The following is a 24,034-nucleotide window of genomic DNA, read 5'->3' on the forward strand; positions in this document are numbered from 1 at the left end:
GCGATTATGCCACGACCCGGCGCCGGCACAGGGACGGGCGGCGGCGGGGCCGTGGCGGCAAGGGTCGCGGGGGCGGGACGGCACTCAGGCGGCGCCGGTTCCCCGTCGCGCCGCATGGAAAGACTCCCGGAACACGGAAAAGGTTCCCGCGGCGATCGCGGCGCGCATGTCGGCCATCAGCGTCTGGTAGTACCAGAGGTTGTGCAGGGTGCCGAGCATCGGCCCGAGCATCTCGCCGCAGCGGTCCAGATGCCGCAGGTAGGCGCGGGTGAAGCCGCCGCTGCAGGCCTCGCAGCCGCAGCCCTCCTCGATCGGCCGCAGATCCTTCTCGTATTGCGCGTTGCGGATGCGGATCACGCCGGTCGAGGTGAAGAAATGGCCGTTGCGCGCGTTGCGGGTGGGCATCACGCAATCGAACATGTCGACGCCGCGGGCGACCGCTTCGACCAGATCCTCCGGCCGCCCGACGCCCATCAGGTAGCGCGGGCGGTCTTGCGGCAGCTGCGGCGCCGTGTGATCGAGCATCGCGTTGCGCTCGTCCTCGGTCTCGCCGACCGCCAGGCCGCCGATCGCATAGCCGTCGAAGCCGATGTCCTTGAGCCCCTCGGCCGAACGCGTGCGCAGGTCATGGTGCACGCCGCCCTGCACGATGCCGAACAGCGCGGCATCGTTGCCTTCGTGCGCACGCTTGGAGCGCGCCGCCCAGCGCAGCGACAGCTCCATCGACGTCTCGACGACGCGCGGATGCACCGGCTTGCCGTCGATCTGCACCGGCGGGCACTCGTCGAAGATCATCACGATGTCCGAGTCGAGCACCTTCTGGATGCGCATGCTCTCCTCGGGGCCGAGGAACACCTTCGAACCGTCGGTCGGCGCGGCGAAGGTCACGCCCTCCTCGGTGATCTTGCGCTTGTGCGCCAGCGAGAACACCTGGAAACCGCCCGAATCGGTGAGGATCGGCCCGTCCCAGCGCGCGAACCCGTGCAGGCCGCCATGCGCCTCGATGACGTCGAGCCCCGGCCGCAGATACAGGTGGAAGGTGTTGCCGAGGATGATCTCCGCGCCCAGCGCACGCACCTGGCCGGGCAGCACGCCCTTGACCGTGCCGTAGGTGCCGACCGGCATGAAGGCCGGGGTTTCGACGGTGCCGCGCGGGAAGGTCAGCCGGCCGCGGCGCGCGACGCCATCGGTGGTGAGCAGTTCGAATTGCAGTCGGGACATGGGAACTCGTGGGCGCGGACGACGGTCAGGCAGCGGGCGCGTCGGCGCCCCACAGCAGCATCGCGTCGCCGTAGGAGAAGAACCGGTACTGCGCCTGGACCGCATGCGCGTAGGCCGCGAACACGCGGTCCTTGCCGGCGAAGGCCGAGACCAGCATCAGCAGGGTCGATTCGGACAGGTGGAAATTGGTCACCAGCCCGTCGACGCTGCGGATGCGGTAGCCGGGAAAGATGAAGATCTGGGTCTCGCCCGCGAACGGATGCAGCTCGCCGTCGACGCTGGCGCTCTCCAGCGCGCGGACGACCGTCGTGCCGACCGCGATGACCCGGCCGCCGGCCTCGCGGGTGCGCCGGATCTGGGCGACGAGTTCGGCGCCGACATTGAGCCACTCGCTGTGCATGCGGTGCTCGCGGACATCGTCGACCCGCATCGGCAGGAAGGTACCGGCGCCGACATGCAGGGTCACGTGGCCGAAGGCGACGCCCCGCGCGCGCAGGCGCTCGAGCAGCGCGTCGTCGAAATGCAGGCCTGCCGTCGGCGCCGCGACCGCGCCGACCTCGCGCGCGAACACGGTCTGGTAGCGCTCCGCGTCGTCGTGGCCGGGCGCGCGGCGGATGTAGGGAGGCAACGGCATGCGCCCCGCCTTCAGCAACCAGGACTCGAGCGTGTCGTCGATCTCGAACCGCAGGTGGTAGAAACCGTCCTCGCGCGCCAGCACCTCGGCCTCGCCACCGCCGTCGAGCACGATGCGGCCGCCGGGCCTGGGCGACTTGCTCGCGCCGATCTGCGCCCGCGCCTCGTTGCCGGGCAGCAGCCGCTCGATCAGGATCTCGACCCGCCCGCCGCTGGTCTTGTTGCCGAACAGCCGCGCCGGAATCACCCGCGTGTCGTTGAACACCAGCAGGTCGCCCGGCTGCAGCAGCGCCGGCAGGTCGCGCACCTGGCGGTCGTCGAAGGCGCCGTCGCCCGGCGGCACGTGCAGCAGACGGCTGGCCGAGCGCTCGGCCAGCGGCGCCTGGGCGATCAGCGCCTCGGGCAGGTCGAAATGGAAGTCGGACTTCTTCAAGGGACGCGAAGCGGCGATGCGGCCGCACATTGTAATGAAGTGGACGGGTCGCCCGCCCTGCCTGCCCGGGGCCCGCTGGCGGATGCGCCGGCAGACGCGGTCAGTGCCGCCCCCGACTCCGTCGACGGTCAATCCGCCATGGGCGTCCGACTGGACGTGGCACGCCTCATCCCTTCTCCGTACACGGGGCGCGGTGCCCTTCATGTCGGAAGGTGGTCATCGCCGGATGCCCGCGCCACCGCGGCAAGCCGCCCCCGCCGCTGGACGCTCCAGCCGGCAGACCTCCCACGCGAGTGAACGGCGCCGTGATCCCGGCCTCCAGCGCGCGGCGCCCGCGTCAGCGCTCGAACTTCGTCGACAGGATGATCGACGAGGTGGTGCGCTCGACGCCCTCGATATAGCCGATGCGGTCGGTCAGCACGTCCATGTCGTCGACCGAGGGCACGACGCCCAGTGCGATCAGGTCGTAGGGCCCGCTGACCGAATGCAGGCTGCGGACCTCGCTGATCGCGCGCAGCGCGGTCACCACCGGGGTCATCTGCCGCGGGCGCACGGTGATCATGATCTGGGCGCGGATGTGGCTGCGCTCGTGGTCGTCGCGCACCCGCACCGTGTAGCCGCTGATGATGCCTTCGCGCTCGAGCCGTTCGATCCGGCTCTGCACCGTGGTGCGCGACAGCTGCAGGCGGCGTGCGATCTCCGCGGTCGACAGGCGCGCGTTCTCGCGCAGCAGCGACAGCAGCAGGGCATCGGAGGCTTCGGTGCGCATTAGGACGAACAGGTTCGGCGATCTGCCGATAGTCTACGGCTTTCTGCGCAATCCGCACCTTACAACCGACAGTTTGATCGAGATAATGGAGTGACCGCGTCGTGTCTCGTCGCCGGCCGTGCCCATCGGGCAGGCGCCGCGATCTCATCGCCGCGCCCGGCCCCGGACCGCGCCGTCGATGCGACGCCGACCCGATCCGCCGCCTCCCCTGCTTTCCAAGGAGCCCGTATGTCCGTCATCGCCCCTCTCGCCCCGCTGCGCCAGCACGGCGGCCAACGCACCACCGGCCTCGCCGACGACGTCCTGGCCACGTTCGCCGCCACGCACCCGGACCTGCGCGAGGCCATCGATGCCGCCGCCGCCGAGTACGCGCGCATCCAGGGCGAGTTCCCCGAGCTGCTGGACCTGGACGAGGACGCGCAGGTGCGCGCCGTGCAGGCCGGCTACGTGAACTTCTATCCCGGCGACGCGGTGAATCCGTACGTCGCGCTCGTCGCGTGCGGCCCGTGGATCGTCACGCTGAAGGGCGCCGTGCTGCACGACTCCGGCGGCTACGGCATGCTCGGCTTCGGCCACACGCCTGCCGCGGTGATCGAGGCGATGGCGCGTCCGGTGCCGATGGCCAACATCATGACGCCGAGCCTCTCGCAACTGCGGCTCGAGCGCGCCCTGCGCCGCGAGATCGGCCACACGCGCGGTGACGACGCCTGCCCCTTCAGCCACTTCCTGTGCCTGAACTCCGGCTCGGAATCGGTCGGCCTGGCCGCGCGCATCGCCGACATCAACACCCGCACCCAGACCGATCCGGGCGGGCGCCACGCCGGCCGCACGATCAAGCGCGTCGTGGTCAAGGGCAGTTTCCACGGCCGCACCGAACGCCCGGCGCTGTATTCGGATTCCTCGCGCGCCGCGTACAAGAAGTATCTGGCGAGCTTCCGCGACGAGGATTCGCTGATCACCGTGCCGCCCTACGACGTCGACGCGCTGCGCCAGGTATTCGCCGATGCGGAGAGCAACGGCTGGTTCGTCGAAGCCGTGTTCCTCGAGCCGGTGATGGGCGAAGGCGACCCGGGCCGCGCGTTGCCGCCGGCGTTCTATGCCGCCGCGCGCGAGCTCACGCGGGCGCACGACAGCCTGCTGCTGGTCGATTCCATCCAGGCCGGCCTGCGCGCGCACGGCGTGCTGTCGGTGGTCGACTACCCGGGCTTCGAAGGCCTGGACGCGCCGGACATGGAGACCTATTCGAAGGCCCTCAACGCCGGCCAGTACCCGCTGTCGGTGCTCGCCGTGAACACGCGCGCCGCCGGCCTCTACAAGAGCGGCGTCTACGGCAACACGATGACCGCCAACCCGCGCGCACTCGACGTCGCCTGCGCCGTGCTCGACCAGCTGACCCCGGCGATCCGCGAGAACATCCGCATCGCCGGCCGCAAGTCGGTCGAGAAGCTCGAAGCGCTGAAGGCCGAACTCGGCGGACTGGTCACCAAGGTCCAGGGCACCGGACTGCTGTTCTCCTGCGAACTCGCGCCGCAGTTCAAGTGCTACGGCGCCGGCTCGACCGAGGAATGGCTGCGCGAGCGCGGCCTCGGCGTGATCCACGGCGGCACCAATTCGCTCCGCTTCACCCCGCACTTCGCGATCGCCGACGACGAGATCGACCTGCTGGTCGCGATGATCGGTCGCGCCCTGCGCGAAGGACCGCAGCAGCAGGCCGCCGCGGCGGCGTAAGCCGCGCAACTACCGCTGTTTGCAACAGGAAAGCCGCCGGTCTCCCGGCGGCTTTTTCTCGTGTCACCCATCCGAGCGTGCCCGTGCAGGCCGGCTCAGTCGTCGAACGCGTCCACAGCGGCGCGGATCAGCCCGCGCGCCTCGTCGGCGTCGCCCCAGCCCGACAGCCGCACGCGATTGCCACCGGCCGGCAGGTCCTTGTAGATCCGGAAGAACGCTTCGATGCGCGCGCGCTCCATCGCCGGCAGGTCGTCGAGCGAACGGATTTCGGCATACGTCGGATCCACGTCGTCGGCCGGCACGCCGATGAGCTTCTCGTCGGCGGCGCCGTCGTCGACCATGCGCAGCACGCCCAGCGGCCGGAACCGGACCAGCACGCCCGGCGGCAACGGCGCGCGCGTCAGCACCAGCGCGTCGAGCGGATCGCCGTCGCCGGCCAACGTGCCCGGCAGCGCACCGTAGTTCGTCGGATAGGCCATCGGCATCGACAGGAACCGGTCGACATGGATGCGGCCGGCGGCATCGCTCTCGTACTTGATGACGCCGCCCGCCGGGATCTCCACCCGCAGCACGGCCTCGTCCGGCGCATTCGCCGGTTGCCGGTCGTGTGCAGGCGGCGTTGCAGCCGACGCCGCGACCGGGATCGCCAGCGCCGACGCGGTGACGAGCACCGCTGCCGCGATGCGACGGCGCAGGCTCACTCCCAGCACCGGTCGGTCCGACCCTTGAGCGTCGCAGCCCGGGTGCAGTCGCGCGGCGCGATCCGGCCCTCGGTGATCTCGTGCAGCGTGCGCGTGGCCGGCGTCGCGCCGCGGAGTTCGAACGCGTCGTAGAGGCGGCCGGTCGCGGTACGCGATTCGTAATGCAGCGTATCGCCGTCGAGGCGGATGACCTGGAACAGCTGCGTGTCCTCCGCCGTCGGCGCCATGTCGCGACGCGCCCCGTCCGACAGCCGGTACTGCTTCGCACCGACCACCGAGACCAGGTACTGCGGCGTGGCGCGCGACGCGTCCTCGCCGGCGCGACGACCGTAGACGTGGTCGTGGCCCTGCAGCACCAGATCGACACGGCGACGTTCCAGCACGGGCAACACGTGATCGCGCAGGGCGACGTTGTCGCGGTCCTGGCGCGGCGAATACATCGGCTGGTGGATCAATGCGATCGACCACGGATGCGGGTTGTCGGCCAGCGTGCGATCCAGCCACGCCGCCTGCGCTTCCGCCGTGCCGAGATCCAGCGCCGAAGTCCCGTCGAGCACCACCACGCGCACGCCCTGGTAGTCGAACCAGTAGCTCGTGCCCTCGGCGCCCGACGCGCCGTTGGCCGGCAGCGCGAACGTGCGCGACCAGTGTCCGCCGAGCACGCGGCGCTCCTGCGGCGTGTCCTCGAACTCTTCCCGGTACTCGTGGTTGCCCGGCGCCGGTGCGTTGACGACCATCGTCGCCAGCGGCCCGATCGCGTCGAACCACTCACCCCATTCGTTGTCGTCTGCGCCGTCGCCGCCGCTGACCAGGTCGCCGGCGAACAGCGCGAGCTTCGCGTCGGGCGCACGGCGATGCGCTTCGCGCAGCACGCGCGTGCTGAGGCTCGCGTTCTTGTTCTGGGTATCACCGAAGTACAGCAGCGTCAGCGGCGTATCGGCCACGGCCGCGGTGCGGGTCTGCATCCACGGGCTCCAGGTGCCGCCGCCCTGCACGCGCCAGGCGTAGAGCGTGTCCGGTTGCAGGCCGTCGATATCGGCGTGATGGAATTCGGCGGCGCCGTTCTCGCCGTCCAGGGACGTGCTGCGCGCCGCGATGCGGCGACGCGGGCCCATGTCCGGCGAGTCGCCAGCGACGACGACCTCCACGACGAGCGCATCGACGACGGGCGACGACTGCGCCGGCAACGCCGTGCGCCAGGACACGCCGAAGCCCGTCGAGGCATCCTGCGCCGGCGAGGCGACGATGCGGTCGGGAAAGACACTCGGCGCGTAACGCATGACGCCCTTGGGGACGAGCGTATTCGGCTCGGGCGTCGTGGCGTCCGCCGGCGTCCGGCCGATGTCGGCGGCGCCGGCCGCGGGCAGTGCCAGCAGCAGCGCCATCAGCAGGAGGCTGCGGCGCAGCGGCGACGGAATGATGGACGCGGCCATCAGCGGGCGCACGCCGGCAGCTTCAACGCGGACGCGATGTCGCGCCAGTCGATGGCGACCGCGCCCTGGTCGTCGTGCACCGCGTACAACACGCCGTCGGGGAAGGCCGCCGTCGGCGCATCGTGCAACCAGATGCCGTCGGTATTGGCCACCGTGGGCCCGGCGACCACGCCGGCATGGGCCAGCGACGCGCGTTCGAATAGATGGAATGCCGTGCGGCCCTTGCCCTGCTCGGTGGTGATCCACCAGCCGCTGCCGTCGGCGCAGGTCTTCAGCATGATGCCTTCGGCCTGCGCCTTCAGGAATTCGCCGCCGATGGTGCGACCGCTGAACCTTCCCTGCAGGTCGTAGACCTTGAACTCGTTGGCATAGGTCTCGTCCTCTTCGGCCACGAGGAGACGATCGTTGGCCGCGTCGCCCCACAGCGATTCCACCACGCGCAGCGCGCCTGCCGGCGACGTGTCGCCGAACGCGCCGAGGTGCCGGCCGGTCAGGGCATCGCCGTCACCCGCGACCGCGAAGCGGTGCACGCGACGGTCGAGCGCATCGAGCGGCGGCAGGATGTCGTCGCCCGCGGCGTCCTCGCCCGCCATGTAGGCGTCGGTCACGTAGACCTCGTAGCCGCCGGCCACCGGGGTCACCCACAGGCCGTACGGCTGCTCCAGCACGTCGGCGCCGAACACCGCGACGGGCTGCATGCCGGGCAGGCGCAACACCTGCACGCGGTGGTTGTCGCGCTCGACGACGAAGGCCAGGTCGCCGGCGACGGCAATGCCGTTGGGACGGTCGAACTGGCCCGGGCCCTGGCCCGGCCGGCCGACGTGTCGGACGAACGCGCCGGTGCTGCCGTCGTAGATCACCAGGCGATCGGTGGCCTTGGCCGTCGCCAGCAGCAGCACGCGGCCGTCGGCACCGGTCCAGCTGGCGACCGAATCGATGTTGTCCGCCGGCGTCATCGGGGTGACGAACGCCTCGGGCACCGGCACGGCGTCCAGGGTCGCGGCAGGACGGATGGCTTCACGCGCGCGGTCGGCGCGATCTTCGGCATCGCCGGCGACGGGCGTGCCCGCACAGGCGGTGAGCAGGAAGCAGGACGCAGCAACGGCAAGCAGACACTTTGGCATCGGAAAATCGACCTTTGGAGCGGGAGGGCTGTCATCTAACCGTCAAATCATCCGCGCGCTTCATGACGGCTGGATTGCAGACGCCGCCGCTGCCGGTGCGGCGCGGGTACGGTCGCACGTCCGCGTCCGGGACGGTCACACGCCTGACATGCAAGCGACATTCAATGCCCGGATCACTTCACACCCGGATTCCCCGCGCGCATGAACCGCATCTCCAAGGCCACCGTCCTGTCGCAGGCCCTCCTGCTTGCCCTGGTGGCGCCGACGGCACTCGCCCAGACCACGACTCCCGACGGTGCGTTCGATGCCGCGCCCGATCCCAAACAGCTCGACACGGTCGTCGTGCAGGGCGAGATCGCCTACCGCAACCGCACGCCCGACACCGAGCCGGTGCTGAGCTACGACCTCGAATACTTCCAGCGCTTCGAGCCGAACACCGTCGGCGACATGGTCAAGCGCGTGCCGGGTGCGGCGTTCGTCGGCTCGGACATCATGGAATACGACGGCGTGCAGCTGCGCGGCCTCGGCGGCGGCTACACCCAGGTGCTGATCAACGGCAAGAAGGTGCCGGGCGCGGGCGACGACCGCTCGTTCTGGGTGGACCGCATCCCGGCGGAGATGGTCGACCGCATCGAGGTCCTGCGCAGCAACAGCGCCAACCGCTCCGGCGACGCCATCGCCGGCGCGATCAACATCGTCCTGCGCGACGCCTACGAGTTCGACGGCAGCTACCTGCGCGTCGGCGTGAACCGCTGGGACGACGGCGAGGTCAACCCGACCTTCGGCGCCGTGAACAGCGGCGACGCGCTGGGCGGCCGCATCCTCGCCGGCGTCAACGTGCAGGACCGCTACCGCGCCAAGACCAAGCGTTCCGACCGCTTCGCCGATCCCTCGATGGAGGAACTGGTGAGCTTCGAGGACCAGCAGGAGGTCAAGGACGGTCGCGACTACTCGGGCAACGTGTCCTACACCGCCGACATCGGCGCCACCGGCCGCCTGAGCATCGACGGCTTCTACGTCAAGACCGATCGCGACATCACCGAGGTGTCGTTCGAAGAGGAATACGACGACGGCGAGGTCATCACCGCCGACGTGCCCGGCATGGCGACCGTCGACCAGAAGAACTGGGGCGTCGGCGCGGAATACAAGTTCGACATGGCCGGCGGCACCACCGAGCTGGACGCCGACTACGCGCGGTTCGAAGACAAGACGATGGAGACCGAGGAAGCCCACGCCTACGTCGATGGCGAGTGGGACGAATCCGAGGCCGAGCGCCTGGACATCGACGCCAGCGACGCCGAGACCAGCTTCAAGCTGGCGCACAAGCGCCCGGTCGGCAGCACGGTCATGGAGTTCGGCGTCGACTACCGAAGCAAGGAGCGCGAGATCGACCACGCCTACTACGAGTTCGCCGCCGAGAACGAAGGCGACCCGGTGGTCTACACGCCGGACACCCTCGTCGGCAGCCTCATCGAAGAGACCCGCGTCGATCCCTACCTGATGTTCTCCGGCGCCGCCGGCGTGCTGGCCTGGGAAGCGGGCCTGCGCTACGAGACCACCGATTCGGACGTCGAATCGACCCAGGACGGCGACACCCTGCGGGTGACGAAGGACTACAGCGAACTGCTGCCGTCGCTGCACCTGAAGTGGGACCTGACCGATGCCGACCGCGTCAGCCTGTCGCTGGCGAAGAGCTACGGCGACAACGACTACATCGGCAATCCCGATCTCGATGCCGAGTCCGCCAACGGCCTCGATCTGGGCTACGAGCGTCGTCTGGGCAAGCGCGGCGTCGTCGGCGTCAATCTGTTCTACCGCGACGTCAGCAACCTGATCGAACTGGTCAACACCGGCGCGCCCAGCGACGAGATGCAGGGCATCTGGGAAGACCTGGTGGACGACGGCGAGTATGCGACCGTCGAAGAGGCGATGGCCGCGGAGCCCGCGGAGAGCTTCGTGTTCACGTCGGCCAACGTCGGCGACGGCAAGGTCTACGGCGTCGAGTTCGACCTGTCGACGCCGCTGACCAGTTTCGGCATGGACGACACCGGCGTGTTCATGAACTACGCCTACGTCAAGTCGAACGTCGACGACTTCATCGGCGAACGCCGCTTCAACGACCAGGCCCGCTCGACGTTCAACGTGGGCTTCATCCAGGATCTGCCGACGCTGGCGGCCAGCTTCGGTCTGTCGTACCGCAAGCAGGGCGACGCCTACAACCGCATCGTCGGCGAGGAGGTCACGATCAGCTACGGCGACGACCTGGAAGCGTTCGTCGAGAAGCGCTTCGGCACCAACGTCTCGCTGCGCCTGACCGCGTCCAACCTGCTCGACGCCTCGAAGGACGAGGAGTTCCACAAGTTCAACACGGTCGGCGACCAGCTTGCGCGCGACTACGACGAGTACGAGCTGGAAACGGAGTTCGCCGGCCCGAGCTACCAGATGGTCATGCGCTGGGCGTTCTGAGCGCACTGCCAACGCGACATCGGGAAAGCCGGCGCACGCCGGCTTTCTTCTTTGTGGGCCGATCGGGTTTGAGGCAGACTCCCTGCCACGTTTCCCGCCCGGCACCGCCATGAAGATCGTCGAAGTCCGTCATCCGCTGGTGCAGCACAAGCTCGGCCTGATGCGCCGCGCCGACAACAGCACCAAGACCTTCCGCGAACTGTCGGCCGAGGTCGCGACGCTGCTGACCTACGAGGCGACGGCGGATCTGGAAACCGAGGACGCCACCGCCGACGGCTGGGCCGGCCCCGTGCAGGTGCGCCGCATCAAGGGCCGCAAGATCACCCTGGTGCCGATCCTGCGCGCCGGCATCGGCATGCTGCCGGGCGTGCTCGACCTGATTCCCGCGGCCAAGGTCAGCGTGGTCGGCATCAGGCGCGACGAGGATTCGCTCGAGGCCGTGCCCTACTACGAGAACCTCGTCGGCGACATGGCCGACCGCACCGCGCTGATCCTCGATCCGATGCTGGCCACCGGCGGCACCCTGATCGCGACGGTCGCGATGCTCAAGGCCGCGGGCGCGAGCCGGATCAAGGGCCTGTTCCTGGTCGCCGCGCCCGAAGGCCTGCGTGCGCTCGAAGCCGTGCACCCGGACGTCGAGGTCTACACCGCCTCGATCGACGACCGCCTCAACGAGAAGGGCTACATCCTGCCCGGCCTCGGCGATGCCGGCGACAAGATCTTCGGCACGCGGGTGGATTGAGCGCGCGCCACCGACCTACGTCCGCGCGATGCGCGCGGCGACATGCACCGGCGCCAGTCGAGAAGAAACCGCAGGCGCGCGCGCTTGCGCGATGCAACCGGGCAACACGCGGACGCGCGGTACCCGCGCCTATCTCAGGCCGTGATCATCGCGCCGGCGATGAACCGTCCGATGCCGATCGCGGCCATGACCAGCATCACGGCGAACGTCAGCAGCGCGCCGGTCGCGCGGCCGAACGAATAGCCGGCCGACCCGCCGAGGCCGATCGCATGCAGCACGCGCGCGACCAGCAGCGCGATGCCGCACGTCCACAGCAGCGTGGTGCTGGTCGTGGCCAGTTCCAGCATCGCCAGCATGAGCAGCGACAGCGGCACGTACTCGCTGAAGTTGCCGTGCACGCGCACCTTGCGCGTCAGCGTTTCGTCGCCGCCGGTGCCGACGCCGATCTTCTTGACGTTGCGGTGCAGGACCACGCGCGCGGTCAGCGCCAGATACAGCAGGACGTGCAGCGATGCGATCAACAGCGAGATGCGTGGGGTCACAGGACGTCCTCGGCGCGCAGCGGGCGCGCGGCCAGCGATGCGGTGGGGTGGATGGCGGTAAAGCGGCCCTTGTCGTCCTGCGCCACCTGGGCGAGCGCGACGTCGGGATCGTGGGTGAAGAACAGATGGACCCCGCGCGCGGCCTTGTCGGCGAGAAAGGCCTGCTTCTCGTCGATGATCAGCTCGGGATAGCGGTCGAAGCCCATCGTGATCGGCACGTGCACCCAGGGCACGCCCGGCACCAGATCGGCGCAGAACACCACGCCGCCGTGTGGCGCGGCGTCGCGCAGATCCGGACCGACCAGTTCGGCCAGCATCATGCCCGGCGTGTGGCCGTCGCTGTAATGGAAGCGCACCGCGTCGCCGAGCGATGGCGTGCGGTCGCCTTCGACGAACTCCAGCCGCCCGGTGGCTTCCAGCAGGTCCGGCAGTCCGGGAATGAAGCTGGCCCGGTCGCGCGCATGCGGGCGGCGCGCGCGCAGCCAGTGCGCCGTGCTGAGCACGAAGGTCGCGTTGGGAAACAGCAGCTCGGGCGCACGCCCCTCGGCCCAGGGCGCCAGCAGGCCGCCGGCGTGGTCGAAATGCAGATGGCTCAGCACGACGACGTCGATGTCGGCATGGTCGAAGCCGGCCTCGCGCAGCGACTCCAGCAGTACGTGGCGGTCTTCCTGCACGCCGTAGCGGTCGCGCATCGCCGGATCGAAGAACGCGCCGATGCCGGTTTCGAACAGCACGGTCTTGCCGTTCAGGGGCGAGGCCAGCAGCGCGCGCGTCGCCAGCGGGATGCGGTTGCGCTCGTCGGGCTCGGCCCATTGCGTCCACATCGCGCGCGGCGCATTGCCGAACATCGAACCGCCGTCGAGCTTCTGCGCGTTGCCCTGGATCGACCACAGTTTCATAGGCCCTCCCGGGGCGCCGGTGCAGGCCCATTGTAGGAACGAAGCCCGTCCGGCGCATCGTCGCGTTGCAGCACGCACGCGATGCAGCCAAGCGGCGCCGGCGAAGACGCAAGCAGTACGGTGGCTACGGCGTGCGCAGGTCCACCTTCGCCGCGCCGGTCGGGTTGCGCGGATCGCTGCCACCGGTCAGCGTGCCGGCCGCGCGGTTCCACTCGATCGTCTGCAGGTTGCCCCAGACATGGCTCGAGCCGCGCCCGCCCGCGGCGCGATCGCCCGGCAGATCGACGGTGTGGCCCATCGCGCGCAACGCCGCCGCGGTGTCGGCGCTGAACGCATCCGATTCCGCCGACACCACGTCGGGCATCCACTGGTGGTGGTAGCGCGGCAGCGCGGCGACGCCCTGCGCGTCGAGGCCGGCATCGAAGCCGAGGATGCCCAGCAGCACCATCGTGATGATGCGGCTGCCGCCCGGCGTGCCGAGCACGGCGACGCGATCGTCGGAGACGAGGAAGGTCGGCGTCATCGAGCTCAACGGACGCTTGCCGGGCTTGGGCGCGTTCGCATCGAAGCCCATGACGCCGAACGCGTTCGGCACGCCGGGCTGCAGCGCGAAGTCGTCCATCTCGTTGTTGAGCAGCACGCCGGTGCCGGGCGCGACCAGGCCCGAGCCGAACAACAGGTTGACCGTCTGCGTGACCGCGGCGCGGTTGCCGGCGGCGTCGACGATCGAGAAGTGCGTGGTCTCGTCGTCTTCCAGCGGCGTCTGCGCGCCCGACAGCAGGTCGCTCGGCGTGGCCCTGTCCGGGTGGATGGTCGCGCGCAGGCCGGCGGCGTAGTCGGGGCTGGTCAGGATGCGCTGCGGCACCGCGACGAAGTCCGGATCGCCCAGATAGAACGTGCGGTCGCGGAATGCGCGGCGCATCGACTCGACCACCAGATGGGTGCGCGCGGCGGCGTCGAGCGACGGCAGTTCGTAGGGCTCGAGGATCTGCAGCATCTGCGCCATCGCGATACCGCCCGACGACGGCGGCGGTGCGGTGACCACGTCCCAGTCGTGATAGCGGAAGCGGATCGGCTCGCGCTCGACGACTTCGTATGCCGCGCCGGCAACGAGCTTCGCACCCGTCTCGCCACCGTAGAACCCGTCGAAACCACGCTCGGCTAGCAGGCGGAGCGTGCGCGCGAGATCGGGCTGGCGGAACACGTCGCCTTCCTGCGGCGCGCGCCCTCCGGCGAGGAACACCGCGCGCGTACCGGGATAACGCTCCATCACCGCGCGACGCGACTGGTAGCCGCGCGCGAAACGCGCATAGACCGGGAAGCCCTCTTCGGCGATGCGGATCGCAGGGGCCAGCGACTTCGACAGCGGCAGCGCGCCGTAGGTCTCGGCGATGTGCACGAACGCGGCCGGCAGACCGGGAATACCGGCCGACCACGGCCCGTTCTCGGCGCGGTCGCGATCGAAGCTGCCGTCGGACTTGCGGTAGCGATCCGACCGTCCAGTGCCCGCAGCGCCGCGATGGCGACGGCGGCATTGCGCAGCTGCACCGGCGCGGCTCGCGACCGCCGCGTCGAAGGCGTTGCCGCCCTCGCGCATGACCTGCAGGCCGGCTTCGGTCGCCAGCGCATGCGCCGAGGCGACGGCGTTGCCCGGCGGCGTCGCCTGCACGGCGGCAACCGGCACGGGCGCGATGTCGGGCCGGGTCTCGCGCGCGCACGAAGGCGCGACCACCAGCAGCAGACCGAGCAGCAGGGCCGAAGCGGTGGTCGACGCGGCGCGCATCATCGTCATGGCGATTCCTGCTGGAGTCGGAACAGCTTGGCCAGCAGCTGCTCATGGGTTTCGGGGATGTCGGGATCGGGGTCGATGCATTCGACCGGACAGACGACGACGCACTGCGGCTCGTCGAAATGGCCGACGCACTCGGTGCAGCGCGCGGGGTCGATGACGTAGATGTCCTCGCCCTGCGAGATCGCCTGGTTCGGGCATGCCGGCTCGCAGACGTCGCAGTTGACGCAGAGCGCGTTGATCTTCAGGGACATGCGCACATTGTAAGGCTTGCCCCTCGCGGCGGCGTTCCATGCGTGGAACCGCGTACGCCATCCACCGCGTCCGGAAACGACGCCGCCACCGGGCACGGGGCGCGGTGGCGGCGGATGCAGCGGCGACGGCCCGGCGGGCCGTGGCGGATTACCGGGCGGTATCGACGAACACGTACTCGACACCGGCCGGCGTCACCGCGGCCTTGACGCGGTCGTTGTCGGCCGCGGCGCCGACGAAGATCACGCGCACGCCGTTCATCGTATTCGGGGCGACGCCCTCGAACGACGAGACCACGAGATCGGCGGTGCGGGCCGAGTCGGCACCGGCGTAGGTCAGCAGGTTGCCGCGGACGATGCCGCGCGCGACGTCGCTCTGCGCCTTCTCGAGCAGGCGGTCGTACTCGCCGTCGACCTCGGTACCCGCCGGCGGCGGCACGAGATAGATGAAGGGCGTGTTGTTGATGCCTTCCATGTGGCGCGGCACCAGGTCCTGCAGGTAATCGCGCCACGCGGTGCGGTCCGCGGTCTGCGGCACGGCGACCGGCGCCGCTTCGACGACCTGCGGCTCTTCCTTGTTGCAGGCGACGATCGGCAGGGCGAGGCAGGCGATCAGCAGCGCGCGGGTGATGGACTTCATGGCGTTTCCCTCTTCATTTCGTTTTGGTGTGTGCAACGTCAGCGTTGCGTCTGTTTGCGCAGTGCGCGATCGACCGCGGCAGGCACGAAGCCCGACACGTCGCCGCCGAGGCGCGAGATCTCGCGCACCAGCGTGGAGGAGATGAAGCCGTACTGCTCGGCCGGGGTGAGGAACAGCGTCTCGACATCGGGAATCAGATGCCGGTTCATGCTGGCCAGCTGGAACTCGTACTCGAAGTCCGACACCGCGCGCAGGCCACGCAGCAGCACGCCGGCGCCGACCTGGTGGACGAAGCGCGCGAGCAGCGAGTCGAAGCCGATGACCTCGATGTTGTCGTGGTGCGCCAGGGCCTCGCGCGCGAGTTCGACACGCTCGGCCAGGGTCATCGCGGGCTTCTTGGCCGGACTCTCGGCGATCCCGATGATCAGCTTCTCGAACAGCGGCGCCGCGCGATCCACCAGGTCGACGTGACCGTTGGTGATCGGATCGAAGGTGCCGGGATAGACCGCGATGCGGTGGCGGCTCGCACTCATGCTGGCGTTCGCTGTCCGGGGCGTGTCTGGCGCGGGAGACGGGAGTGTACCAGCGCCGACGGGCGCACCAGACGGATCAGCCGACGCGGCGGTAGAGCGCGTTGTGGCTCTCGCGCATGCACAGTTCCCGGTGCGGCTGCCAGTCCGGCCCAGGCAGCGCGGGCTGTCCGGCACGCGACTCCACGTACAGCCAGGCGTCGGCGGCCAGCGCCCGGGGCAGCGCCGCCAGCACGGCCGGCCACAGGCCGTCGTCGAACGGCGGATCGACGAACGCGAGATCGAAGGGCGCGGATGGTGCGGTGGCCAGCACCTGCAGGGCATCGGCGCGACGCACCTCGACCGCCGCCCCGCCGGGCAGGCGCGACGCGGTCGCCGCGAGCGCGGTCGCGAGCACCGGATCGCGCTCGACCAGCAGCGCATGGGCCGCGCCGCGCGAGACGGCTTCGAGTCCGAGCGCGCCGGTGCCGGCGAACAGATCGAGCACGCGTGCGCCCGGCAGCATCGGCTGCAGCCAGTTGAACAGCGTCTCGCGGGCCCGGTCGGACGTCGGCCGCAGGCCACGGACCTCGGGCACGTCCAGCCGCGTGCCGCGCCACTGTCCGCCGATGATGCGGACCTTGCCGGGAGCGGGTTTCATCGTCGCCCCGCTGCACGGGGCGTTGAAAATGCGGGTGATACCATGCGCGCCATTCTCCCCCATCCAGGCTCCGACGGCCGCATGGTCAGCTGGTTCAAGCGCGACACCCCCCAATCCGACAGTGGCCGCCGCCGTCTCAGCGACGAGGAAATCGCCGCCGCGTTCGGCGCCCCCGTCGCGCCCGCCCCGGCCCCTGCGCCCGCTCCCGCCGTTCCGCCCCCGGCCCTGCCTGTCGATGCCGCCGGTGATGCGCCCATCGCCGATCCGGACGCGCCCGCGAGTCCTGCACGCGATGCCGACGGCCGGCACGGTGACGCGGCGCCGTCAAGGATCGAGCCCACGCCGGCATCCGCCGCGCCGACTGCCGGCACGGACGCGCCGGTCGCGAGCCCCGCGCAGGCTGCACCGCCCGCCTTCGTCGATCCCGCCGCGGCCCTGGCCGACTACGTGTTCGCGAGCACCCTGCCCGCCGCCGCGCCCGGCAAGTCGGGCTGGCGCGAACGCCTGGGCGGCAGCACCTTCGCGCGCAGCTTCGGCGGCCTGTTCTCCAGCAATCCCAAGCTCGACGACGATCTCCTCGACGAGATCGAGACCGCGCTGCTGACCGCCGACGTCGGCGTCGCCGCCAGCACCGAGCTGGTCGAATCGCTGCGCAAGCGCATGAAGGCGCGCGCCTTCGTCGATGCCAACGCCCTGCTGCAGGCGCTGCGCGCGGAGCTGATCGGCATCCTGGAACCGGTTTCCAAGCCGCTGGTCATCGACCGCGGCGCGCGGCCGTTCGTGATCCTGACGGTCGGCGTCAACGGCGTCGGCAAGACCACGACGATCGGCAAGCTCGCCAAGCGCTACAAGGACGAAGGCCACCAGCTGATGCTGGCCGCCGGCGACACCTTCCGCGCGGCTGCGGTCGCCCAGCTCAAGGCCTGGGGCGAGCGCAACGGCGTGCCGGTGATCGCGCAGGGCCAGGACGCGGATCCGGCCTCGGTCGCCTTCGATGCGTTGCAGGCCGCCAGATCGCGCGGCACCGACGTGCTCATCGCCGACACCGCCGGCCGCCTGCACACCCAGCAGGGCCTGATGGCCGAGCTCGGCAAGATCCGCCGCGTGCTCGGCAAGATCGACGCGAGCGCGCCGCACGAGGTGCTGATGGTCATCGACGGCACCACCGGCCAGAACGCGCTGTCGCAGCTGCGCCAGTTCAACGCCGCAGTGCGCGTCACCGGCCTGGTCGTGACCAAGCTCGACGGCACGGCCAAGGGCGGCGTGGTGTTCGCACTCGCGCGCGAGTTCGGCATTCCGATCCGCTACGCGGGCATCGGCGAGCGTCCGGAAGACCTGCGCGTGTTCGACGCCGAAGCCTTCGTCGACGCGATGCTGCCGGAGACGCTGGGAACGTGAACGCGGCGGACCCGGCGCCCGACCCGGCGCCGCCGCCCCGGCGCGGGCTGCGCCTGCTGCTGTTCGCACTGATCGGCCTGGTCGCGCTGGCGCTGCTGGTCCGTCTGCTGCTGCCGCCCGAGCGCGCCCTGCGCCTGGTGCTCGCGCAACTCGAACCCACACTCGGCCTGCAGATCGACTTCGAAGGCGAGGTCGACTATCGCCTGCGCGGCACGCCGCAGCTGGTGGTTCGCGATGTCGTCGCGCGCATTCCCGGCGACGTCCAGCCTCTGCTGCAGGCCGAACGCGTGTTGCTGTCGTTGCCGTGGAAGACCATCCGCAGCCGCGGCGCCGAGCTGGAAATCGCACGCGTCGAACTCGATGCGCCGCAGTTGCACCTGCCGACCCTGTTGCGCTGGCTGGACGCGCGCCCGCCGGGCGACGGCAAGGTGCCGGCCTTCACCGACGGTGCGCGGATCGTCCGCGGCAGCCTGCTGGCGGACGGCTGGCGCATCGACGGTCTCGCGATCGACGTGCCGTCGCTGTACGCCGCGCGGCCGCTCGACGCGCGCCTCGGCGGCACCTTCGTCAGCGGCGCGCTGCAGGCCCCGTTCCGACTGCACGCGACCGCCGATCGCGTCGTCGATGCGCGCGAGCTGACGGCGGTCGGCACGGTCTCGGTCGAACAGGACGACGCGGTGCTGTCGACCACGCTCGAGGCCAGCGCCACGCGCGTCGAGGCGACGGCCGGCCTGCGCCTGTCGCCGCTGCGGGTCGCGATGGATGCGCGCTGGCGCGATGGCGACATCGACCTGCCGTTCGCGCTCGGCCTGCACGGCACCCTCGCGGTCGAGAGCAACCGCGTGCGCTTCGCGCCGGTCGGCATCGCGACCCGCGCCGACGGGCTGGTTCCGACGTTCTCCGCCGGCGGCCGGGTCGCGCTCGGCAGGATGTTCGACCTCTCGCTCGACGGTGCGCTGGCACGCTGGCCCGAGGCCTGGCCCCTCCTGCCGCCACCGATCGGCGACAGCGACGCGCCGGTGCCCTTCGCGCTGCGTTATCGCGGACCGACGGCGCTCGATGCGCCGATCGGCCTGCGCGTCGCGCCTCCCGGCGCCACCTTCGATGGCAGCGCGCGCATCGCCGACATCGTCGCGTGGCTCGATGCCGGCGCGACCGGCGCGCCGTTGCCGGCGATGCGCGGCAGCCTGCGCGCGGACCGGATCGACATCTCCGGCGCGCAGCTCGATGGCGTGCAGATCGAATTCGACGACGGCAGCGGCGACGCGCCCGCGACCCGGCCATGAGCACGCCGGCGCCCACGTACGCGTCCCGCCTGCTGGCGTGGTTCGACGTGCACGGCCGCCACGATCTGCCCTGGCAGCACCCGCGCACGCCCTACCGCGTGTGGCTGTCGGAAATCATGCTGCAGCAGACCCAGGTCCGCGTCGTCATTCCCTACTTCGAACGCTTCGTCGCGGCGCTGCCGGATGTCCGCGCCCTGGCCAACGCGCCCGACGACGACGTGCTCGCGCTGTGGTCGGGCCTCGGTTACTACGCGCGCGCCCGCAACCTGCACGCCGCCGCGCGTCGCTGCGTCGACCTGCACGACGGCGACCTGCCACGCGATTTCGAAGCACTGCTGGCCTTGCCGGGCATCGGCCGCAGCACCGCCGGCGCGATCCTCTCGCAGGCCTGGGGCGACCGGTTCCCGATCCTCGACGGCAACGTCAAGCGCGTGCTCGCGCGCCGCCATGTCGTCGACGGCTGGCCAGCCCTGCCCAAGGTCGAGAGGCAGTTGTGGGCGATCGCCGACACGCTGCTGCCCGACGACCGCATGGCCGACTACACCCAGGCGCAGATGGATTTCGGCGCGACGCTGTGCACGCGTTTCGATCCGGCATGCCTGCTGTGCCCGGTCAACACCGACTGCGCCGCCTTCGCGCAGGGCCGGGTCGGCGAGCTGCCGTCGCCGAAGCCGAGCCGGGTGCTGCCCGAGCGCGAGGCGACGGTGCTGCTCCTCGAAGACCGCGGCGGCCGCGTCCTGCTGCTGCGGCGCCCGGCCAGCGGCATCTGGGCGTCCTTGTGGTCGCTGCCGCAGGCCGAAACCCACGACGCCGCGCTGGACTGGCTACGCCTGCACCAGCCCGGCCTCGTCGATGATGTCGATCTGGATTCGCCGTCGAGACTCGACACCATCCAGCACGGCTTCAGCCATTACCGGCTGCAGTTACATCCGCTGCACTGGCGTGGCCTCGCCCCGCGCAACGGCGTGCGCGACAATGGCGACGCTGGCCTGGACACGGCCCCCACCCTGCGCTGGGTCGCGCGCGATGAACTCGCGTCGCTCGGCATTCCCGCACCGATCCGGACGCTGCTGCAATCCCTGCGCGCCGGCGAACAGGACACCTGACATGCCCCGTACCGTCTTCTGGCCTGGATTTCGCGCCGTGGCCCGGCGAGCTCGGCAAGCGCCTGTATGCCGAGATCGGCAAGACCGCGTGGGCCGCCTGGCTCGCCCACCAGACCATGCTGATCAACGAGAACCGGCTGTCGCCGCTCGATCCCAAGCACCGCGCCTTCCTCGAAACCGAGATGCGCAAGTTCCTGTTCGAAGGCGGCACCGAGCGTCCGGCCGGTTACGTGCCCGTCGCGGACGCCTGATCCGGCTCGCCGAGCGCATCGCGCGCGGTGCGCTCGGCTTCGCGCACCGCCTTCACGTCGAGCGCCCGGATCTGCTGGATGTGGCAGGGAATCTGCACGCCCGGTCCGCGATGGCCGACCAGCACCTTGTCGAAGCGCGCACTGACCCGGTTCGTCGTGCTGGTGACGCCGATCGTCGTCGCGTACGGCAGGTTCTGGCAGGGACCGGACAGATCCAGCAGCCAGGCTTCGCTGGGCCGCGTCCAGACCGCGATCGCCGCATCGCCGAGCGACGTCCAGCCGTTGATGCTGCCGTTGTAGTGGAAGCTGTTGACCGGTGCGCCGGCATTCGCCGCGTAGATCGCGTATTTCGCATCGCCTCGCAGGCCGCCGCTGACGCAGCCCGCGAGCAGCGCGACGACGAGGGAGCGTGCGTGTCGGGACGCGGACACGGACACGGACGGCAGAGGGACAGGCATGGGCACGGGCGGCTCCTGCGTGGACGCGGTGATCGGGAGACGTCCGATGATGCGCCCGTATCGGGCCCCGCGCGACCCGCGGCGTGCGCCGCTTCCGGCACGGCGTCGGAGGCTGCCGGCAGACTGCAGGATCCATGCGGCAACCGGAACGCGCGAACGCGCCCTGGCGAGAAGCATGGGAACCTCGATGCGCGCGATCTCACGCGCCCGGAACGTCACGCAGCCGCAGCAGGAAACCTCCTGCGCCCGGACGCCGGGCACAAAAAAACCCGCTTCGCAGCAGGCTTTTCGTTCCGCAATGGTGGCCGGGGACGGAATCGAACCGCCGACACGGGGATTTTCAATCCCCTGCTCTACCAACTGAGCTACCCGGCCACTGCGGGAGGCGCATGATACGGGGCGACGTTCGCCACGGCAACACCTTTGCGAGCGGACGTCGGCAGGAGTGCCGTGGCGATGCCATCCCGCCGACGCCGTGGTGCGCCGGGGCCCTCGGTGGCCTGCAGCGCTACGGCGGTGCGCGCACGCATCGCCCGTCGGAAGACCCGCGCGTGCGTGTCGCAGGGCGCATGCCCGGGTGCTCGCGTTAACATCGGACGCCCAATCCGCTGGAGAGTCGCGATGAAGACCTGGAAGCTGCTGGCCGTCGTCGGCCTGGCCGTGCTGATGACCGCATGTGCGACCGGCACCCGTCGCGTCTCCGAACCGACGGCGAGCGTGCAGCAGTTGACCGTCGGCACCGACGGCAACTGGTCGGTGGACCTGCGCCTGCAGAACTACAGCAGCATCCCGATGCGTTTCGAGTCGCTGCAGCTGACGCTCGCGGTCGGCGGCGACGAGGCCGGCACCCTGTCGCAGGCGACCGGCCTGACCATCGGGCCGGAGTCGGCCGACATCGTCACGGTCGCCCTCGTCCCCGACGCGCAGGCACGTGCGCGCATCGCCGATACCCTGGCCGCGAACCGCGCACTCGGCTATCGCCTCGACGGCACCTTGCGCGTCGCGCCGGAAGACCGCGGCAATGCGCGCGACTATCCGATCCGCCGCGAGAGCAGCCTCAATCCCGTGCCCGGCCTGCCGGGCGTGATGCGCTGATCGGGCGCCAGCCCCCGCTTACGACACGACGCGTCCTCCGCCGCCCACCGCGGCCACTCCCGAACGAGATGCCAGCCAACACCATGAGCCGCTATACCGCCCCCCTGACCGATATCCGTTTCGCCCTGCACGACGTGCTCCAGGTCGAAACCCTGTTCGCCGGACTCGGCTTCGACGACGCCAACCGCGAGACCGTCGACGCCGTCCTCGACGAATGCGCGCGCCTGTGCGAGACCGTGCTCGCGCCGCTGAACCGCACCGGCGACGAGCAGGGCGTGCGCTTCGACAAGGCCACCGGCAACGTCACGACGCCGGACGGCTTCAAGGCGGCCTACGACCAGTTCGTCGATGGTGGCTGGAGCGGCATCAGCGCGCCTCTGGAGTTCGGCGGCATGAACATGCCGCACGGCGTGGGCATCTGCCTGGAGGAAATGATCGACGCGGCGAACCTCGCGTGGAGCAACTTTCCGCTGCTCTCGCACGGCGCGGTCAATGCGTTGCACCACCACGGCGAGGACTGGCAGAAGGAGGTCTTCCTCAAGCCGCTGATCGCCGGCACCTGGACCGGCACGATGTGCCTGACCGAACCGCAGTGCGGCACGGACCTGGGCCTGCTGAAGACCCGCGCCGAGCCGTCCGACGACGGCACCTACGCCATCACCGGCACCAAGATCTTCATCACTGCCGGCGAGCACGACCTGACCGACAACATCATCCATCTGGTGCTGGCGCGCCTGCCGGACGCACCGGCCGGCAGCAAGGGCATCTCGCTGTTCATCGTGCCCAAGGTGCGGGTGGCACGCGACGGCACCGTCGGCGAACGCAACGCGGTGCGCTGCGGCGCGGTCGAACACAAGATGGGCATCCACGGCTCGGCGACCTGCGTGATGAACTTCGACGGCGCCGAGGGCTATCTGATCGGCCATCCGCACAAGGGCCTGATGGCGATGTTTACGATGATGAACACCGCGCGCCTGGGTGTCGGGGTGCAGGGGCTGGGCCTCGCCACGCGCGCGTACGAGAACGCGCTGCGCTATGCGCGCGAGCGCCTGCAGTCGCGGGCGCTGTCGGGTGCCAAGCTGCCGGCCAAGCCGGCCGACCCGATCCTCGTGCAGCCCGACGTGCGCCGCATGCTGCTGACCTGCAAGGCACTCACCGAGGGCGGCCGGCTGCTCGCCTACCACGCCGGTCTGCTCGTCGACAGCGCCGAACATGGCGCCGACGAGACGGCCCGCAAGCAGGCCGACGACCTTCTCGGCTTCCTGACGCCGATCGTCAAGGGCTGCCTCACCGAATGGGGCAACGAGTGCACCTACCACGCGCTGCAGTGCTTCGGCGGCCACGGTTACATCGCCGAACACGGCATGGAACAGCTGGCACGCGATGCCCGCATCACCACCCTGTACGAAGGCACGACCGGCATCCAGGCGCTCGACCTGATGGGCCGCAAGACCATGCAGCTGCAGGGCGCCGGCCTGCGGGTATTCCTGGGCATGATCGGCACGTTCTGCGAGGAACACGCAGGCAATCCGGAACTCGCCGAGTTCATCGGCCCGCTGCGCGAAAAGGCCGGCGAGTGGCAGCAGCTCACCCGCGCCATCGCCACGCGCGCCGCGGTCGATCCCGAAGAAATCGGCGCGGCCGCGCACGACTACCTGTTCTACTCCGGCTATGTCGCCCTCGCCTACTGGTGGGCGCGCAGCGTCGCAGTGGCGGATGCGTCCTCGCACTCGGCGTTCTTCAAGGCCGGCAAGCGCGAGACCGCACGCTTCTACTTCGCGCGCCTGCTGCCGCGCACCCTGGGCCACGCCGCGGCGATCGCGAGCGGCCCGGCCTCGCTGCTGGGCATCGCCGACGAGTCGCTCGACAGCTGACCTGCCCCACGCGGGCCCTGCGTCG

At 70.3% G+C, this 24,034-nt stretch carries 23 protein-coding genes and 1 tRNA gene; 9 read left to right on the forward strand and 15 right to left on the reverse strand.

Features of this window, described 5'->3' with window-relative positions:
* Window positions 1-84: 84 nt before the first annotated feature.
* The 3 genes from tgt to CJ022_RS06390 all read right to left on the reverse strand — a co-directional run bounded on the left by tgt (window position 85) and on the right by CJ022_RS06390 (window position 3,056).
* Window positions 85-1,221, reverse strand: a complete 1,137-nt coding sequence (tgt, locus tag CJ022_RS06380; protein ID WP_101925833.1) for a tRNA guanosine(34) transglycosylase Tgt — start codon at window positions 1,219-1,221, stop codon at window positions 85-87.
* Window positions 1,222-1,246: 25 nt separating this feature from the next.
* Window positions 1,247-2,287, reverse strand: coding sequence for a tRNA preQ1(34) S-adenosylmethionine ribosyltransferase-isomerase QueA (gene queA / locus CJ022_RS06385; protein WP_101925974.1), 1,041 nt, complete (start codon window positions 2,285-2,287; stop codon window positions 1,247-1,249).
* 337 nt (window positions 2,288-2,624) lie between these two features.
* Window positions 2,625-3,056 (reverse strand): Lrp/AsnC family transcriptional regulator, encoded by a 432-nt coding sequence (locus CJ022_RS06390; protein WP_101925834.1) that lies wholly within the window; start codon window positions 3,054-3,056, stop codon window positions 2,625-2,627.
* A 228-nt stretch (window positions 3,057-3,284) separates the two neighbouring features.
* Here CJ022_RS06390 and CJ022_RS06395 point away from each other — a divergent pair, with 228 nt between their 5' ends.
* Complete coding sequence (locus CJ022_RS06395) at window positions 3,285-4,784, forward strand: aminotransferase class III-fold pyridoxal phosphate-dependent enzyme (RefSeq protein WP_101925835.1); 1,500 nt, start codon at window positions 3,285-3,287, stop codon at window positions 4,782-4,784.
* Window positions 4,785-4,879: 95 nt separating this feature from the next.
* Here the strand turns inward: CJ022_RS06395 and CJ022_RS06400 are convergent, their stop codons facing one another.
* Genes CJ022_RS06400 through CJ022_RS06410 form a run of 3 tightly spaced genes read right to left on the reverse strand, consistent with a single transcriptional unit; the run spans window position 4,880 to window position 8,042 of the window.
* A complete protein-coding gene (locus tag CJ022_RS06400) occupies window positions 4,880-5,491 on the reverse strand; it encodes an inorganic diphosphatase (RefSeq protein ID WP_101925975.1) in 612 nt (203 codons plus the stop codon).
* On the reverse strand, window positions 5,482-6,918 hold the full coding sequence (locus tag CJ022_RS06405; protein WP_233198632.1) for a purple acid phosphatase family protein: 1,437 nt from the start codon (window positions 6,916-6,918) through the stop codon (window positions 5,482-5,484). The genes CJ022_RS06400 and CJ022_RS06405 overlap by 10 nt, the downstream gene beginning before the upstream one ends.
* Window positions 6,918-8,042, reverse strand: coding sequence for an NHL repeat-containing protein (locus CJ022_RS06410; protein WP_101925836.1), 1,125 nt, complete (start codon window positions 8,040-8,042; stop codon window positions 6,918-6,920). Before CJ022_RS06410 ends, CJ022_RS06405 begins: the two co-directional genes overlap by 1 nt.
* Window positions 8,043-8,243: 201 nt before the next feature.
* Here CJ022_RS06410 and CJ022_RS06415 point away from each other — a divergent pair, with 201 nt between their 5' ends.
* A complete protein-coding gene (locus CJ022_RS06415) occupies window positions 8,244-10,508 on the forward strand; it encodes a TonB-dependent receptor plug domain-containing protein (protein ID WP_101925837.1) in 2,265 nt (754 codons plus the stop codon).
* A 109-nt stretch (window positions 10,509-10,617) separates the two neighbouring features.
* Window positions 10,618-11,250 carry a uracil phosphoribosyltransferase gene (gene upp / locus CJ022_RS06420; RefSeq protein ID WP_101925838.1) on the forward strand — a complete coding sequence of 211 codons (633 nt, stop codon included), beginning with the start codon at window positions 10,618-10,620 and terminating at the stop codon, window positions 11,248-11,250.
* 134 nt (window positions 11,251-11,384) lie between these two features.
* Here upp and CJ022_RS06425 read toward each other — a convergent pair whose 3' ends face one another.
* From CJ022_RS06425 to rsmD, 7 genes are all read right to left on the reverse strand, one after another.
* A complete protein-coding gene (locus CJ022_RS06425) occupies window positions 11,385-11,792 on the reverse strand; it encodes an MAPEG family protein (RefSeq protein ID WP_158238369.1) in 408 nt (135 codons plus the stop codon).
* Window positions 11,789-12,691 carry an MBL fold metallo-hydrolase gene (locus CJ022_RS06430; protein ID WP_101925839.1) on the reverse strand — a complete coding sequence of 301 codons (903 nt, stop codon included), beginning with the start codon at window positions 12,689-12,691 and terminating at the stop codon, window positions 11,789-11,791. The genes CJ022_RS06425 and CJ022_RS06430 overlap by 4 nt, the downstream gene beginning before the upstream one ends.
* Before the next feature lie 124 nt (window positions 12,692-12,815).
* Entirely contained in the window at window positions 12,816-14,483 is a 1,668-nt protein-coding gene (locus tag CJ022_RS06435) for a gamma-glutamyltransferase family protein (RefSeq protein ID WP_425490797.1), read from the reverse strand.
* Complete coding sequence (locus CJ022_RS06440; protein WP_101925840.1) at window positions 14,480-14,734, reverse strand: YfhL family 4Fe-4S dicluster ferredoxin; 255 nt, start codon at window positions 14,732-14,734, stop codon at window positions 14,480-14,482. Before CJ022_RS06440 ends, CJ022_RS06435 begins: the two co-directional genes overlap by 4 nt.
* A gap of 148 nt (window positions 14,735-14,882) precedes the next feature.
* Window positions 14,883-15,371 carry a hypothetical protein gene (locus tag CJ022_RS06445; RefSeq protein WP_101925841.1) on the reverse strand — a complete coding sequence of 163 codons (489 nt, stop codon included), beginning with the start codon at window positions 15,369-15,371 and terminating at the stop codon, window positions 14,883-14,885.
* Window positions 15,372-15,409: 38 nt separating this feature from the next.
* On the reverse strand, window positions 15,410-15,904 hold the full coding sequence (gene coaD, locus CJ022_RS06450) for a pantetheine-phosphate adenylyltransferase (RefSeq protein ID WP_101925842.1): 495 nt from the start codon (window positions 15,902-15,904) through the stop codon (window positions 15,410-15,412).
* Between the two features lie 76 nt (window positions 15,905-15,980).
* Window positions 15,981-16,541, reverse strand: a complete 561-nt coding sequence (gene rsmD / locus CJ022_RS06455; RefSeq protein WP_101925843.1) for a 16S rRNA (guanine(966)-N(2))-methyltransferase RsmD — start codon at window positions 16,539-16,541, stop codon at window positions 15,981-15,983.
* A gap of 81 nt (window positions 16,542-16,622) precedes the next feature.
* Here rsmD and ftsY point away from each other — a divergent pair, with 81 nt between their 5' ends.
* The 4 genes from ftsY to CJ022_RS06475 are packed head-to-tail and all read left to right on the forward strand — an operon-like array spanning window position 16,623 to window position 20,582.
* A complete protein-coding gene (gene ftsY, locus CJ022_RS06460) occupies window positions 16,623-17,939 on the forward strand; it encodes a signal recognition particle-docking protein FtsY (RefSeq protein WP_101925844.1) in 1,317 nt (438 codons plus the stop codon).
* The gene (locus CJ022_RS06465; RefSeq protein WP_101925845.1) at window positions 17,936-19,225 is read left to right on the forward strand and encodes an AsmA family protein; all 1,290 of its coding nucleotides are present in this window, start codon (window positions 17,936-17,938) and stop codon (window positions 19,223-19,225) included. Before ftsY ends, CJ022_RS06465 begins: the two co-directional genes overlap by 4 nt.
* Complete coding sequence (gene mutY, locus CJ022_RS06470; RefSeq protein WP_101925846.1) at window positions 19,222-20,331, forward strand: A/G-specific adenine glycosylase; 1,110 nt, start codon at window positions 19,222-19,224, stop codon at window positions 20,329-20,331. The genes CJ022_RS06465 and mutY overlap by 4 nt, the downstream gene beginning before the upstream one ends.
* Window positions 20,328-20,582 carry an oxidative damage protection protein gene (locus CJ022_RS06475; protein ID WP_101925847.1) on the forward strand — a complete coding sequence of 85 codons (255 nt, stop codon included), beginning with the start codon at window positions 20,328-20,330 and terminating at the stop codon, window positions 20,580-20,582. Before mutY ends, CJ022_RS06475 begins: the two co-directional genes overlap by 4 nt.
* Here the strand turns inward: CJ022_RS06475 and CJ022_RS06480 are convergent.
* Together CJ022_RS06480 and CJ022_RS06485 are read right to left on the reverse strand one after the other, a co-directional pair.
* Window positions 20,558-21,013, reverse strand: a complete 456-nt coding sequence (locus tag CJ022_RS06480) for a DUF6491 family protein (RefSeq protein WP_143703899.1) — start codon at window positions 21,011-21,013, stop codon at window positions 20,558-20,560. The genes CJ022_RS06475 and CJ022_RS06480 overlap by 25 nt on opposite strands.
* Window positions 21,014-21,339: 326 nt before the next feature.
* Window positions 21,340-21,415: transfer RNA gene (locus tag CJ022_RS06485), tRNA-Phe, on the reverse strand.
* 246 nt (window positions 21,416-21,661) lie between these two features.
* Here CJ022_RS06485 and CJ022_RS06490 point away from each other — a divergent pair.
* The gene (locus tag CJ022_RS06490) at window positions 21,662-22,135 is read left to right on the forward strand and encodes an LEA/WHy family protein (protein ID WP_101925849.1); all 474 of its coding nucleotides are present in this window, start codon (window positions 21,662-21,664) and stop codon (window positions 22,133-22,135) included.
* 83 nt (window positions 22,136-22,218) lie between these two features.
* Complete coding sequence (locus CJ022_RS06495) at window positions 22,219-24,009, forward strand: acyl-CoA dehydrogenase C-terminal domain-containing protein (protein WP_101925850.1); 1,791 nt, start codon at window positions 22,219-22,221, stop codon at window positions 24,007-24,009.
* Window positions 24,010-24,034 lie beyond the last annotated feature (25 nt).

Origin of the sequence: Luteimonas rhizosphaerae, assembly GCF_002849595.1 — a bacterium.
GTDB classification, from domain to species: domain Bacteria; phylum Pseudomonadota; class Gammaproteobacteria; order Xanthomonadales; family Xanthomonadaceae; genus Luteimonas; species Luteimonas cellulosilyticus.